General features: G+C 65.7%; 11 protein-coding genes. 10 read left to right on the plus strand and 1 reads right to left on the minus strand.

Annotated elements, in window-relative coordinates; genetic code table 11:
* The first annotated feature begins 486 nt into the window (after positions 1-486).
* The 4 genes from BKK79_RS18385 (at position 487) to ntrC (ending at position 5,376) form a co-directional block, all read left to right on the plus strand.
* Positions 487-1,902, plus strand: coding sequence for a 3-hydroxylaminophenol mutase (locus BKK79_RS18385; protein ID WP_071013863.1), 1,416 nt, complete (start codon positions 487-489; stop codon positions 1,900-1,902).
* A gap of 133 nt (positions 1,903-2,035) precedes the next feature.
* The gene (locus BKK79_RS18390; protein ID WP_156811290.1) at positions 2,036-2,590 is read left to right on the plus strand and encodes a DUF4124 domain-containing protein; all 555 of its coding nucleotides are present in this window, start codon (positions 2,036-2,038) and stop codon (positions 2,588-2,590) included.
* A gap of 4 nt (positions 2,591-2,594) precedes the next feature.
* On the plus strand, positions 2,595-3,752 hold the full coding sequence (glnL, locus tag BKK79_RS18395) for a nitrogen regulation protein NR(II) (RefSeq protein WP_071038200.1): 1,158 nt from the start codon (positions 2,595-2,597) through the stop codon (positions 3,750-3,752).
* A gap of 91 nt (positions 3,753-3,843) precedes the next feature.
* Positions 3,844-5,376 carry a nitrogen regulation protein NR(I) gene (ntrC, locus tag BKK79_RS18400; RefSeq protein ID WP_071013857.1) on the plus strand — a complete coding sequence of 511 codons (1,533 nt, stop codon included), beginning with the start codon at positions 3,844-3,846 and terminating at the stop codon, positions 5,374-5,376.
* Between the two features lie 113 nt (positions 5,377-5,489).
* Here the strand turns inward: ntrC and BKK79_RS18405 are convergent, their stop codons facing one another.
* Complete coding sequence (locus BKK79_RS18405) at positions 5,490-6,281, minus strand: HAD-IIB family hydrolase (RefSeq protein WP_071038201.1); 792 nt, start codon at positions 6,279-6,281, stop codon at positions 5,490-5,492.
* A gap of 226 nt (positions 6,282-6,507) precedes the next feature.
* Here BKK79_RS18405 and ugpB point away from each other — a divergent pair, with 226 nt between their 5' ends.
* The 6 genes from ugpB to BKK79_RS18435 all read left to right on the plus strand — a co-directional run bounded on the left by ugpB (position 6,508) and on the right by BKK79_RS18435 (position 14,785).
* The gene (gene ugpB, locus BKK79_RS18410; protein ID WP_071013853.1) at positions 6,508-7,824 is read left to right on the plus strand and encodes a sn-glycerol-3-phosphate ABC transporter substrate-binding protein UgpB; all 1,317 of its coding nucleotides are present in this window, start codon (positions 6,508-6,510) and stop codon (positions 7,822-7,824) included.
* 76 nt (positions 7,825-7,900) lie between these two features.
* Complete coding sequence (ugpA, locus tag BKK79_RS18415) at positions 7,901-8,782, plus strand: sn-glycerol-3-phosphate ABC transporter permease UgpA (protein WP_071013852.1); 882 nt, start codon at positions 7,901-7,903, stop codon at positions 8,780-8,782.
* Between the two features lie 21 nt (positions 8,783-8,803).
* Positions 8,804-9,652: a sn-glycerol-3-phosphate ABC transporter permease UgpE gene (gene ugpE, locus BKK79_RS18420; protein WP_071013850.1), complete on the plus strand. Its 849-nt coding sequence runs from the start codon at positions 8,804-8,806 to the stop codon at positions 9,650-9,652.
* A 28-nt stretch (positions 9,653-9,680) separates the two neighbouring features.
* Positions 9,681-10,778: a sn-glycerol-3-phosphate import ATP-binding protein UgpC gene (locus BKK79_RS18425; RefSeq protein WP_071013849.1), complete on the plus strand. Its 1,098-nt coding sequence runs from the start codon at positions 9,681-9,683 to the stop codon at positions 10,776-10,778.
* 1 nt (position 10,779) lies between these two features.
* The gene (gene ugpQ / locus BKK79_RS18430) at positions 10,780-11,568 is read left to right on the plus strand and encodes a glycerophosphodiester phosphodiesterase (protein ID WP_071038202.1); all 789 of its coding nucleotides are present in this window, start codon (positions 10,780-10,782) and stop codon (positions 11,566-11,568) included.
* A 364-nt stretch (positions 11,569-11,932) separates the two neighbouring features.
* Positions 11,933-14,785 (plus strand): 2-oxoglutarate dehydrogenase E1 component, encoded by a 2,853-nt coding sequence (locus tag BKK79_RS18435; RefSeq protein WP_071013845.1) that lies wholly within the window; start codon positions 11,933-11,935, stop codon positions 14,783-14,785.
* Positions 14,786-14,787: the final 2 nt, after the last annotated feature.

The raw sequence follows: 14,787 nt of genomic DNA on the forward strand, positions 1-14,787 counted from the left end.
GGAAGATGGAATGGCGGGATTGCCAGGAGGCTATTCTAGCGCGCCAGGGCGGTCGCCCCAACCGCGACGGCCTCGTGCGCCCCGGGCGGTTGATGCGGGCGTCCGCACCATATCGATGCATATTTCCTGTGTCGGCACTATTTCGGTGCTTTAAGTCGTTGTTTTGCACCGGATTGGTGTTTGTGCGCCCGAACCGGTTTGCCGTGGTGCCCCGCGCGGTCTCGGAGGCGATTCGCCGGCGCGCCAGGCGGTGGCGCGGCGCGCACGCCGGGTGAGCGCCGTGTCGCGCAGGCGCTGCAGCGGGTGCACATTTTTCGGGAGCAGCAGCGCATTTTGGGGATTCCGCTGGCATGCTTTCTGCTAACATTCCTCGTCCCTTTCGAGGCCGATTTTCCCAGGCGCGCCATGGCTGAATGGCTGAACCGCCAGGAGGATCGACGAAAGAATGGCTCTTACTGAACTCAGCCGCATTCCCAGGAGATAGGCATGGCCAACAGCGTTGCAGACGTGATGAAGCTGGTGAAGGAAAACGACGTCAAGTTCGTCGATTTCCGCTTCACCGATACCAAGGGCAAAGAGCAGCACGTCTCCGTGCCCGTGTCGCACTTCGACGAGGACAAGTTCGAGAGCGGCCACGCCTTCGACGGTTCGTCGATCGCCGGCTGGAAGGGTATCGAGGCTTCGGACATGCTGCTGATGCCGGACTCGAACACCGCCCACGTCGACCCGTTCTACGAAGAGCCGACGCTGGTGCTGACCTGCGACGTGATCGAGCCCTCGGATGGCAAGGGCTATGACCGCGATCCGCGCTCCATCGCCAAGCGCGCCGAAGCCTACCTGAAGAGCACCGGCCTGGGCGATACCGCCTTCTTCGGCCCGGAGCCCGAGTTCTTCATCTTCGACGGCGTGACCTGGAACGTCGATATGCAGGGCTGCTTCGTCAAGATCCACTCGGAAGAAGCGCCGTGGTCCTCGGCCAAGGAATTCGAGCATGGCAACAGCGGCCATCGTCCGGGCAAGAAGGGTGGCTACTTCCCCGTCGCCCCGATCGACACCTTCCAGGACATCCGTTCGGAGATGTGCCTGATCCTGGAATCGCTGGGCATCCCCGTGGAAGTCCACCACCACGAAGTGGCGGGCCAGGGCCAGAACGAGATCGGCACCAAGTTCAGCACGCTGGTGCAGCGCGCCGACTGGACCCAGCTGCAGAAGTACGTGATCCAGAACGTCGCCCACACCTACGGCAAGACCGCCACCTTCATGCCGAAGCCCATCGTCGGCGACAACGGCTCGGGCATGCACGTGCACCAGTCCGTGTGGAAGGACGGCCAGAACCTGTTCGCGGGTAACGGCTACGCCGGCCTGTCGGAATTCGCGCTGTACTACATCGGCGGCATCATCAAGCATGCGCGCGCGCTGAACGCCATCACCAACCCGGGCACGAACTCGTACAAGCGTCTGGTGCCGGGCTTCGAAGCCCCGGTCAAGCTGGCCTACTCGGCCCGCAACCGCTCGGCCTCGATCCGTATCCCGTACGTGGCGAACCCGAAGGGCCGTCGTATCGAGACCCGCTTCCCGGATCCGCTGATGAACCCGTACCTGGGCTTCTCGGCGCTGCTGATGGCCGGCCTGGACGGCGTGCAGAACAAGATCCACCCGGGCGAGGCTGCCGACAAGAACCTGTACGACCTGCCGCCGGAAGAAGACGCGAAGATCCCGACCGTGTGCTCGAGCCTCGACCAGGCCCTCGAGTACCTGGACAAGGACCGCGAATTCCTGACCCGTGGCGGCGTCTTCTCGAACTCGATGATCGATGCCTACATCGAGCTGAAGATGGAAGAAGTGACCCGCTTCCGCATGACGACCCATCCGGTCGAATTCGAGATGTACTACTCGCTGTAAGCGCAACCGTTGCCCGGTTGTGACCTGGCAACAGAAGCACTGGAAAGGGGCAGCCTAGGCTGTCCCTTTTTCTTTTGTCGCAGTTCCGCTGAACTAGAATGGGGCTCCGCGCTCAACCCTAGCTCTGATGTCGATGCCAACCCAACCGTCCGTCCCGACGCTGCTCACCTCCAACTGCCGGCGCCTGCACCGTTTGCGTGAATCGATCCCTGTCCTTGGTGCCATTCTGGTGCTGGCCGCCACAGGCTGGAGCATGCCGGTGGCGGCGCAGTCCTCCGACGTCTATGTCTGCACGGGCCCGAACGGCGTGCCGGAGTACCGCAACGGCAACGGCGGCAAGAACTGCCGCAAGCTGAACCTGCCGGAGGTGGTGGCCGTACCCGGTGGGCGCACCGCGCCCGCGGCCACCGCCAGGCCGGCGCCGGGGGGCTTCCCGCGTGTGGACGGTGCCACGCAGAAGAGCCGCGATGGCGAGCGCCGCGCGGTGCTGGAGCAGGAATTGCAGAGCGAGCAGGCCAGGCTGGCGTCGCTGCGTGCCGAATACAACAACGGCGAGCCAGAGCGTCAAGGCAATGAACGCAATTACCAGAAGTATCTCGATCGCACCGCCGCGCTGCGTGACAACATCACGCGCAGCGAAGCCAACGTCGCGGCGTTGCAGCGGGAACTCGCCAACCTGAAGGACTGAATCCATGCGCCGCTTGATTCGCAGCGTTTCGCGCCGCGTGACAGCCACCGACCGTGGTGCCGCGGCCGCCGGCCAGGCCGCCGGCGTGCAGGAGGATCCTGCGGAGGCCCCGCTGCACGCCGGCCTCGATGTGATGGCCAACCCCGTGCTGCTGGTGCGTGCCGCCAGCCTGCGCATCGTCTATGCGAATGCCGCGGCGGAGGCCAGCTTCGCGGTGTCGCGCAAGTCCATGCGCGAGATGACGCTGCCGGAACTGTTCGGGCCCTCCGAGGAATTGGCCGGCATGATCGAGAGCGTGCGCACGCGGCAGTTCGACGTGCGCCGCCAGGACGTGGTGCTGCAGCGCGCGCTGCAGGAGCCTAGCCATGCCCACGTGGTGGTCGGCGTGCTCGAGGCCACCGCCGACACCGTGCTGGTCGAGGTGCTGCCCAACGAGCAGAAGGTGCGCAGCGAGCGCGAGGAGCGCATCCTCGACCTGACCTCCGCCAACAAGGAACTGATCCGCAACCTGGCGCACGAGATCAAGAACCCGCTCGGCGGCATCCGCGGCGCCGCCCAGCTGCTCGAGTTCGAGTTGCCCGAGCGCGGGCTGCGCGAGTACACCCAGGTCATCATCAAGGAGTCGGACCGGCTGCAGACGCTGGTCGACCGCCTGCTGGAGCCGCACCGGCACCCCCATATCGTCTCGGAGCTCAATATCCACGAGGTGCTGGAGCGCGTGCGCCTGGTGGTGCTGGCCGAATTCCCCAACGGCCTGGAGATCGTGCGTGACTACGATGCCAGCCTGCCCGACCTGCGCGGCGACAAGGAGCAACTGATCCAGGCGGTGCTCAACATCGTCCACAACGCGGCGCAGGCGCTGGCGGACCGCATCGCCGCCGGTGATGCGCAGATCGTGCTGCGCACGCGCGTGGCCCGCCAGGTGACCATCGCCAAGCGGCTTTTCAAGCTGGCATTGGATTTGCATATCATCGACAACGGCCCCGGCATTCCCGAGGACATTCGCGAACGCATCTTCTACCCGCTGGTGTCGGGCAAGGATGGCGGCAGCGGTCTCGGTCTCACACTCGCTCAAACCTTCGTGCAGCAGCACGAAGGCTTGATCGAATGCGAGAGCCGGCCGGGCTGTACCGACTTCCGCATCCTGCTGCCGCTGCATTAGTCCGCATCGGCGTACCGGGCGACCGCATCGCAGGCCGCTGGCAGCCGGAGCGACGGAAGACCATATGACACCGAGCAGACAAGCGACGCATATGAAGCCGATCTGGATAGTCGACGACGATCAATCAATCCGCTGGGTCCTGGAAAAGGCCCTTGCCCGGGAAAGCCTGCTCTCGCGCAGTTTCACCAATGTGCGCGACGTGCTGGCCGCGCTGGAGGAGGATGAGCCGCAGGTGCTGATCTCCGACATCCGCATGCCGGGCGGCTCCGGACTGGACCTGCTGCAAGCGATCAAGGCGCGCCATCCCGGACTGCCCGTGATCGTGATGACGGCCTACTCGGACCTGGACAGCGCGGTCGCTGCCTTCCAGGGCGGGGCCTTCGAATACCTGGCCAAGCCCTTCGACGTGGACAAGGCGGTGGAGCTGATCCGCCGCGCGCTGGAAGAGAGCCTGCGCGAGGAGGAGATGGACGAGCGCCTGGCGGACGCGCCCGAGATCCTCGGCCAGGCTCCGGCAATGCAGGATGTCTTCCGCGCCATCGGGCGCCTGTCGCAGTCGAACGTGACGGTGATGATCACCGGCGAGTCCGGCACCGGCAAGGAACTGGTGGCGCGTGCCCTGCACAAGCACAGCCCGCGCGCCAACGGGCCATTCATCGCGCTCAATACCGCGGCCATTCCCAAGGACCTGCTGGAATCGGAGCTGTTCGGCCACGAGCGCGGTGCCTTCACCGGCGCGCAGACCATGCGGCGCGGGCGCTTCGAGCAGGCCGAGGGGGGCACGCTGTTCCTCGATGAAATCGGCGACATGCCGTTCGACCTGCAGACGCGCCTGCTGCGCGTGCTGTCGGACGGCAACTTCTATCGCGTGGGCGGGCACAATCCGCTGCGCGCCAATGTGCGGGTGATTGCCGCCACCCACCAGAACCTGGAGTCCCGCGTCAAGGACGGCTTGTTCCGCGAGGACTTGTTCCATCGCCTCAACGTGATCCGCCTGCGCCTGCCGCCGCTGCGCGAACGGCCCGAGGACATCACGCTGCTGGCGCGGCATTTCCTGCAGAAGAGCGCCAAGGAACTCGGTGTCGAGCCCAAGCGCATGTCGGACGAGGCCCTGGCCTATGTCAGCACGCTGCCTTTCCCGGGCAATGTGCGCCAGCTCGAGAACCTGTGCAACTGGCTGACGGTGATGGCGCCGGCGCAGACCGTCGAGGTGAAGGACCTGCCGCGCGAGATGATCGGTGGCGAGGTGCCTGCCATGCCTGCGCCGATGCGCCAGCCGGAGCGTATGGTCGAAGCCTACGGCGCAGGCCGCGCCGGGGAGGGCAGCGAGGCGCTGCTGGCCGAGGGGGGCGGTATGCCCGTGCTGGAGGCCGCGCCCGTTCCGTTGGCGGGGCGGCCGGCCGCCGCGCTGCCCGACTGGGAGAGCCTGCTGGCGGGAGAGGCGCGTGCCATGCTGGAATCAGGCCAGCCCGAGGTCATGGACATCCTGACCCGGCGCTTTGAGAAGGCCGTGCTGGAGGCAGCGCTTGGCGTCACACGCGGACGCCGGGTCGAGGCCGCCACCCGCCTGGGCATCGGGCGTAACACGATCACGCGCAAGCTGCAGGAGCTGGGCTTCGATTGAGCGCCCGGCGGGCGTGCCCGCGGACCAGTCAACCGGGCTTCTCGGCGAGCCCTGCGGCCGGGCCAGTCCCGGCCGTTTTTCTTCCCGCCGCCCAGCCGGGCGGACGGCGGCGTTCAGCCGCGTGCCGCGAGCAGCAGGCCGGCCATCTCGGCAAAACCCTCGCCGCCGCTGGCCTCGGTCACGTAGGCAGGCGGTGTCGGCAACTGGTCGGCAATGGCGCGCACATTGGCGACGCCGACCGAGAGCGGGAAGTGCGCGAACATCGAGGCGTCGTTGGCCGAGTCGCCGATGAATAGCCACTGCCCGCGCTCGGCGTCGAGGTCGGCCCCCAGCAGTTCGGTCGCGCACAGCCGGCTCATGCTGAGCTTGTCATGCTGGCCGAACCAGCCGTTCACATGAATCGAACTGACTGTCGCGGTCATGCCGGCGTCGCGCATCAGCGCCGCGATGCGCGCCACCGCCGGCGCGGGCAGGGGCGCCACGTCCTCGGCATGGTCGATGGCCAGGTCGGCCGCATGCCAGGCTTGGTCCGAAGCCAGTGCGGAACCCGGTACTTCCCTCAGGATGCGCGCGCCCAGCGCCTGGATGCGCGCCAGGTTATCCGCCCGCGTGGCGGCATCGTCGAGGAAGCGCGTATGCAATCGACCCGCGCGCAGATGCGAATAGAAAGCGCCGTTCTCGCCGATGATCGCGTCGACCGGCCACAGCCGGGCCAGGATTTCGGCCCAGGCGATGCAGCGGCCCGTCACCGGGATCAGGTGCAGCCCGGCATCCCTGATCTGCTGCATGGCGAGGTAGGTGGCTGCCGGCAGGCGGCCGTCGGATGTCAGGGTGCCGTCGATATCGGTCAGCACGCCGCGGATACCGCGCAGGGCGGCGGGGGGCAGGGTCTGGATGGCTTGCATGGCGGCGCATTCTATCCGTGTCCGCGCAGGCGAACGACCTTTCTGCCATCTTTGTCTTTTTTTTTCGATTGTGAGGGATTGCCCGGTTTCCACGCGGCGAAAGCGAGGGTAACATCCCGCTGTCATAAAACTGGAATAGATTCGAACGCTTTTGTTGTTCGTTTCGTTTCGTTTCCAAACATTACCTTGCGCCGAAACGGGTGGCGCAAGAAACCGGAGATCGCTCATGTTCCTGAAACGTACCGCCTTGACGCTCGCCGCGCTGCCGCTGATGGTTGCCGCGGGATCGGCTCATGCCGTTACCGAGATCCAGTGGTGGCATTCGATGGAGGGCGCCCTGAACGACAAGGTCAACGAACTCGCCAACAAGTTCAACGCCAGCCAGTCCGACTACAAGATCGTGCCGGTGTACAAGGGCCAGTACGACGAGTCGCTGGCCGCCGGCATCGCGGCCTACCGCGCCGGCAACGCACCGGCCATCCTGCAGGTGTTCGAGGTGGGCACGGCCACCATGATGAATGCCAAGGGCGCGATCGTGCCGGTCAGCAAGGTCATGAAGGATGCCGGCGAGAAGTTCGATGCCAAGGCCTACGTGCCCGCCGTGGCCGGCTACTACACCTCGAGCAAGGGGGACATGCTGTCCTTCCCCTTCAACAGCTCGACCACGATCATGTATTACAACAAGGACGCCTTCAAGAAGGCGGGCCTGGATCCGAACAAGCCGCCCGCAACCTGGCAGGAAGTGGCGATCGACGCGGCCAAGCTGAAGGCCGCCGGCGTGCCCTGCGGCTATACCACTGACTGGCAGTCGTGGGTGCACCTGGAGAGCTTCTCGGCCTGGCACAATGTGTCGTTCGCCACCGAGAACAACGGCTTCGGCGGTCCCAAGGCTCGCCTGAATTTCAATGGTCCGGTCCAGGTCCAGCACATCGAGCATATGCTCGACATGGCAAAGAAGGGCTATTTCACCTACGCCGGCCGCAAGGACGAGCCGAAGGCGAAGTTCATCGCCGGTGAGTGCGCGATGCACACCGGTTCGTCGGCCGCGCTGGCCAACATCCGCAAGAACGCCAAGTTCAATTTCTCTCCGGCACCGCTGCCCTATGAGGCCGGCGTGCCCGGCGCGCCGCAGAACACCATCATCGGCGGCGCCTCGCTGTGGGTGATGGGCGGCCACAAGGCCGACGAGTACAAGGGCGTGGCCAGGTTCTTCACCTTCCTGTCGCGTCCGGAGATCCAGGCGGACTGGCACCAGTCGACCGGCTACCTGCCGGTGACCATGGCGGCCTACGAACTGACCAAGAAGTCCGGCTACTATGACAAGAACCCGGGTGCCGACGTCGCGGTCAAGCAGATGATCGTCAAGACCACCGACAAGTCGCGCGGCATCCGCCTGGGCAACTTCCCGCAGATCCGTTCGGTGATCGACGAGGAGCTGGAATCCGTCTGGGCCGGCAAGAAGACGCCGAAGGCTGCCCTGGACGAGGCCGTGGCGCGCGGCAACGAACTGCTGGTCCGCTTCGAGAAGACCGTCAAGGAATAACACGACGGGCGTGCGCGCCGCCTCACTGCCGGCCCGCGGCGAAAGCGCGGGCCGGCAGTGCATTTTGAGAGTCTTCATGGAAAAGCGAGTTGTCTTCCGATCGCGCTGGCTGCCCTACCTGCTGGTGGCGCCGCAGATCGTCGTCACCCTGGTGTTCTTCTTCTGGCCGGCCGGGCAGGCCCTGTACCAGTCGCTGCTGCGCCAGGACGCCTTCGGCATCAGCCTCGAATTCGTCGGCCTGGAGAACTTCCAGGACCTGCTCGGCGACCCCACCTACCTCGGGTCCTTCAAGACCACCGCGTTGTTCGCCATCGGCGTGACGGTGGTCGGCCTGGGCACGTCGCTGGCGCTGGCTTATTTCGCCGACCGCGCGCTGCGCGGCGCGACCTTCTACAAGACCCTGCTGATCTGGCCCTACGCGATCGCGCCGGCCGTGGCCGGGGTGCTGTGGAGTTTCCTGTTCAATCCCACGCTGGGCATCGTCTCCTACGTCATCCGCATGATGGGGGTGGAGTGGAATTACGTGCTCAACGGCGGGCAGGCCATGCTGCTGGTGGTGGTCATCGCCGCCTGGAAGCAGATCAGCTACAACTTCCTGTTCTTCCTGGCCGGGCTGCAGAGCATCCCCAAGTCGCTGATCGAGGCCGCCGCCATCGACGGCGCCGGGCCCTGGAAGCGCTTCTGGTCGATCGTCTTCCCGCTGCTGTCGCCCACCACCTTCTTCCTGATGGTGGTGAACATCGTCTACGCCTTCTTCGACACCTTCGCCATCATCGACTCGGTGACGCAGGGCGGCCCGTTCAAGGCCACCGAGACGCTGGTCTTCAAGGTCTACCAGGACGGCGTGCGCGGGCTGGACATCGGCGGTTCGGCCGCGCAATCGGTGATCCTGATGGCGGTGGTGATCGTGTTGACCATCGTCCAGTTCCGCTACGTCGAGCGCAAAGTCCAATACTAAGCAATACAAGGGTCCGGACCCATGATCGAACGCCGTCCATTCCTGGACTTCCTCACCCACCTCGTGCTGATTCTGGGCGTGGTGATCGTCGCCTTCCCGGTGTATGTGGTCTTCGTCGCGTCGTCGCTGACGGCGCAGGACGTGCTGCAGGCGCCGATGACGCTGATCCCCGGCCCGCACCTGATCGAGAACTACCGCCAGGTGCTGACGCAAGGCATGGGCAATTCGGCCACGCCGGTCGGCACCATGCTGATGAACAGCCTGATCATGGCGCTGGGGATCTCGCTCGGCAAGATCGCCATCTCCATCATCTCGGCTTTCGCCATCGTCTATTTCCGCTTCCCGCTGCGCAAGACCTTTTTCTGGCTGATCTTCGTCACGCTGATGCTGCCGGTGGAAGTGCGCATCCTGCCGACCTACAAGGTGGTGTCCGACCTGGGCATGATCAACAGCTACTTCGGCCTGACCATCCCCATCATCGCCTCGGCCACCGCCACCTTCCTGTTCCGCCAGTTCTTCCTCACCATTCCGGACGAACTGGCCGAAGCCGCCCGCATCGACGGGGCCGGTCCGCTGAAGTTCTTCTGGGACGTGGTGCTGCCGCTGTCGCGCACCAGCATCGCCGCGCTGTTCGTGATCCAGTTCATCTACGGCTGGAACCAGTACCTGTGGCCGCTGCTGATCACCACCGACAAGAGCCTGACGCCGATCGTGCTGGGCGTGACGCAGATGATCTCGCGGTCCGGCGATTCCGCCACCGACTGGAACCTGCTGATGGCCACCGTGATGCTGGCGATGGTCCCGCCCGCCCTGGTGGTGATCTTCATGCAGCGCTGGTTCGTCAAGGGCCTGGTGGAAACCGAGAAGTAAAAGACAAGATATTGGAAGTCAATCCGCAATGGCAAAACTGTCCCTACGCAACGTCCAGAAGACCTACGCCGGCAATGTCCAGGTGGTGCACGGCATCGACATGGAGATCGCCGACGGCGAGTTCATCGTGATCGTCGGCCCCTCCGGCTGCGGCAAGTCCACGCTGCTGCGCATGGTGGCCGGCCTGGAGGCCATCACCGGCGGCGAAGTCTGGATCGGCGAGCGCGTGGTCAACCAGCTGGAACCGGCCGAGCGCGATATCGCCATGGTGTTCCAGAACTACGCGCTCTATCCGCACATGAGCGTCTACGAGAACATGGCCTACGGGCTGAAGATCCGCGGCATGGACAAGGCCGAGATCGCCAAGCGCGTCGAGCATGCCGCGGGCATCCTCGAGCTGGCGCCGCTGCTGTCGCGCAGGCCGCGCCAGCTCTCCGGCGGCCAGCGCCAGCGGGTGGCCATGGGCCGTGCCATCGTGCGCGAGCCGGCGGTCTTCCTGTTCGACGAGCCGCTGTCGAACCTCGACGCCAAGCTGCGCGTGCAGATGCGCCTGGAGCTGAAGGAACTGCACCGGCGCCTGCGAACCACCAGTCTGTACGTGACCCACGACCAGGTCGAGGCGATGACGCTGGCCGATCGCATGATGGTGCTCAACGGTGGCCGCGTCGAGCAGATCGGCACGCCGCTCGAGGTGTACTCGCGTCCGGCCAGCACCTTCGTCGCCAGCTTCATCGGTTCGCCGCCGATGAACCTGGTGCCGGTGGTGCGGGATGGCGCCAACGGCCAGGTCGGCATGAAGGTGGTGGCGGGGCAGGGTGGTGGCGCTGGCGCTTCGCTGGGCCACCTGCCGATGGGGCTGCACCTGCCCGAGCGCGCGCTGCTCGGCCTGCGCCCCGAGCACATCGAGCCATGCGCCGCGCACGAGGCCATTGCCGAGGTCGAAGTGCGCGTGGTGGAGGCGCTCGGCGCCGACTCGTTCGCCTACGGCGCGCTGGGCGGCCAGCCGGTGGTGGTGCGGCTGGACAGCCAGCTCAAGGTGCGCGCGGGCGACCGCCTGCCGATCACGTCCAGCGCCGACCACCTGCACTTCTTCGATACCGATTCCGGCAAGCGCATCGAGGCCTGACATGTCCGCACCCGACACCGCGGCCGCGGCCGCTTTCGCCCCCTGGCCGGCGCCCTGGCCGTATCCGCGCCACATCGCCCACCGCGGCGCCGGCAAGCTGGCGCCGGAGAACACGCTGGCGGCTTTCCGCCACGGTGCCTCGTTCGGCTACCGCATGTTCGAGTTCGACGTGAAGCTGTCTGCCGACGGCAAGCCGGTGCTGCTGCACGACGCGACGCTCGACCGGACCACCAGCGGCCACGGCCGTGCCGACGCGCTGACGCTGGGCGAACTGGCCATGCTGGATGCCGGCGGCTGGCACAGTCCGGCCTTCGCCGGCGAGCCCATCCCCACGCTGGCGGCAGTGGCGCGCTACACCCGCGCCAACGGCTTCCTGGTCAATATCGAGATCAAGCCGGTAACCGGCGCCGAGCGCCGGACCGGTGCCGCCGTGGCGCTGGACGCGGCGGCGCTGTGGGCCGGCAGCGCGGTGCCGCCGCTGCTGTCTTCCTTCTCGGAAGCCGCGCTGGAGGCCGCGCGCGAAGCCGTGCCGACGCTGCCGCGGGCCCTGCTGATGGACCGCCTGCCCGCCGACTGGCTCGAACGGCTGCGCCGGCTTGATTGCGTGGCCCTCGATGCCAACCATCGGGAGCTGGACCGGCAGGTGATCGAGGCCGCCCACCAGGCGGGCTTCCGCGTGGCCTGCTACACGGTCAACGACTCCGCCCGCGCGGCGGAGCTGCTCGGCTGGGGGCTCGATGCCCTGATCACCGATGCGGTCGACCACATCGTGCCCGATCCGGTGGCATAGCGAGTCGGCCGCAAGGGCTGCATGCTTGCGCGCGGGGGTGATGGGCGACACCCCGCAGACCGAATCCGTCACTTTCCGGCAATAATCGCCGGCACTGTTGTAGTACTACCGCGTATACCCGGAAAAAACGCGGGCGCGCCTAGGCAAACGTGCTATGCTTATGCGAGTGAAGACTTAGGTCCTTCCCGCACAACTTGCCCTTGAAGGTCCTCAGCAGTGTCGGCGCCGCCCAAACCAGGCTGGCGCCGTTTGCTTAAGAGGGGCTTCAAAGAGTTGTTTGCAATCCGCTAACCGGTCAAGCCGTGTCGCGGAAGGTTGATGAACCCGCTTAACTCCGGCAGTCCCGGAGAATAGTGAGCGCCCCATGATGCAGCAGTATCAGAGCAATTCGTACCTCTTCGGCGGTAACGCGCCCTACGTGGAAGAGCTGTACGAAGCCTATCTCGAAAACCCCGCCTCGGTTCCCGACAACTGGCGTGCGTATTTCGACGCGATGCAGAACGTGCCCGCCGTCGATGGTTCCAACGCCCGCGACATCCCCCACGCTCCCATCGTCGCCTCGTTCGCCGAGCGCGCCAAGCAAGGCCCGATCAAGACCATCGTCGCCTCGGCCGATTCGGACATGGGCCGCAAGCGCGTGGCCGCCACGCAGCTGATCGCCGCCTACCGCAACATCGGTTCGCACTGGGCCGACCTCGATCCGCTCAAGCGCCAGGAGCGTCCGCCCCTGCCGGACCTGGATCCCGCCTTCTACGGTTTCTCCGAGAGCGATCTCGACATCGTCTTCAATGCCAGCAATACCTATTTCGGCAAGGAGTCGATGAGCCTGCGCGAGTTGATCAACAACCTGCGCGAGACTTACTGCGGCACCATCGGCGCCGAGTTCATGTACATCAGCGACCAGGCGCAGAAGCGCTGGTGGCAGGAGCGCCTGGAAACCACGCGTTCCAAGCCGGTGTTCACGCTGGAGAAGAAGAAGCACATCCTGGAGCGCCTGACCGCCGCCGAAGGCCTCGAGCGCTTCCTGCACACCAAGTACGTCGGCCAGAAGCGCTTCTCGCTGGAAGGCGGCGAAAGCTTCATCGCCGCGATGGATGAACTGGTCCAGCACGCCGGCGGCAAGGGCGTGCAGGAAATCGTGATCGGCATGGCCCACCGCGGCCGCCTGAACGTGCTGGTCAACACCCTGGGCAAGATGCCGGCGGACCTGTTCGCCGAGTTCGAAGGCAAGCACGTCGATGACCTGCCTGCCGGCGACGTCAAGTACCACAAGGGCTTCTCGTCGGACGTCTCCACCGAGGGCGGCCCGGTCCACCTGTCGCTGGCCTTCAACCCGTCCCACCTGGAAATCGTCAACCCGGTGGTCGAGGGTTCGTCCAAGGCCCGCCAGGAACGCCGCGGCGGTGCCGGCCACAAGGAAGTGCTGCCGGTGCAGGTGCACGGCGACGCAGCCTTCGCCGGCCAGGGCGTGGTGATGGAAACGCTGAACCTGGCGCAGACCCGCGGCTATGGCACGGGCGGCACGATGCACATCGTGATCAACAACCAGATCGGCTTCACCACCTCCGACCCGCGTGACGCACGTTCGACGCTGTACTGCACGGACGTGGTCAAGATGATCGAGGCGCCGGTGCTGCACGTGAACGGCGACGATCCCGAAGCCGTGGTGTTCGCCATGCAGCTGGCAGTCGACTTCCGCATGGAATTCAACAAGGACGTCGTCGTTGACATCATCTGCTTCCGCAAGCTGGGCCACAACGAGCAGGACACGCCTGCCGTCACCCAGCCGCTGATGTACAAGAAGATCGGCCAGCACCCCGGCACGCGCAAGCTGTATGCCGACAAGCTGACGGCGCAGAACCTGACCGGCGGCGAGTTCGGCGACCAGCTGGTTAAGGAATACCGTGCCGCCATGGATGCGGGCAAGCTGACCGTCGACCCGGTGCTGTCGAACTTCAAGAACAAGTTCGCGGTGGATTGGATCCCCTTCCTGAACCGCAAGTGGACCGACGCCGCCGACACCGCCGTGCCGGTGACCGAGCTCAAGCGCCTGGCCGAGCGTATCACCACCATCCCCGAGCACCTGAAGCTGCACCCGCTGGTGGAGAAGGTGATCAAGGACCGCGCCAACATGGGCCGTGGCGACCAGTCGCTGGACTGGGGCATGGGTGAGCACCTGGCCTTCGCCTCGCTGGTGGCCTCGGGCTACGCCGTGCGCATCACCGGCCAGGACGCCGGCCGTGGCACTTTCACCCACCGCCACGCCGTGCTGCACGACCAGAACCGTGAGCGCTGGGATGCCGGTTCCTACGTGCCGCTGCAGAACGTCTCGGAAGGCCAGGCCCCGTTCACCGTGATCGACTCCGTGCTGTCCGAAGAGGCAGTGCTGGGCTTCGAATATGGTTACTCGACCGCCGAGCCGAACGCCCTGGTGATCTGGGAGGCCCAGTTCGGCGACTTCGTCAACGGCGCCCAGGTGGTGATCGACCAGTTCATCAGCTCCGGCGAAGTGAAGTGGGGCCGCGCCTCGGGCCTGACCCTGATGCTGCCGCACGGCTACGAAGGCCAGGGTCCGGAACACAGCTCGGCGCGCATCGAGCGTTTCCTGCAACTGTGTGCCGACCACAACATGCAGGTAGCCCAGCCGACCACGCCGGCGCAGATCTTCCACCTGCTGCGCCGCCAGATGATCCGCCTGTTCCGCAAGCCGCTGGTCATCATGACGCCGAAGTCGCTGCTGCGTAACAAGGATGCGGTGTCGCCGCTGGCCGACCTCGCCAAGGGCCACTTCGAGACCGTGATCGGCGACCAGGGCGACCTCAACGCCGCCAAGGTCAAGCGCGTGGTCCTGTGCTCGGGCAAGGTCTACTACGACCTGGTCAATACCCGCAAGGAACGCGACGCGTCGGATACCGCCGTGATCCGCCTGGAGCAGCTCTACCCGTTCCCGCACAAGGCACTGGCGGCCGAGCTCAAGAAGTACCCGGGCGCGACCGAGATCGTCTGGTGCCAGGACGAGCCGCAGAACCAGGGTGCATGGTTCTTCGTGCAGCACTACATCATGGAGAACATGACCGACGGCCAGAAGCTCGGCTACGCCGGTCGCCCGGCTTCGGCCTCGCCTGCCGTGGGCTACTACGCCAAGCACAACGAGCAGCAGAAGGCGCTGCTCGACGCGGCCTTCTCCAAGCTCAAGGGCTTCGTGCTGACCAAGTAATC

The organism is Cupriavidus sp. USMAA2-4 (assembly GCF_001854305.1).
Taxonomy (GTDB): domain Bacteria; phylum Pseudomonadota; class Gammaproteobacteria; order Burkholderiales; family Burkholderiaceae; genus Cupriavidus; species Cupriavidus malaysiensis.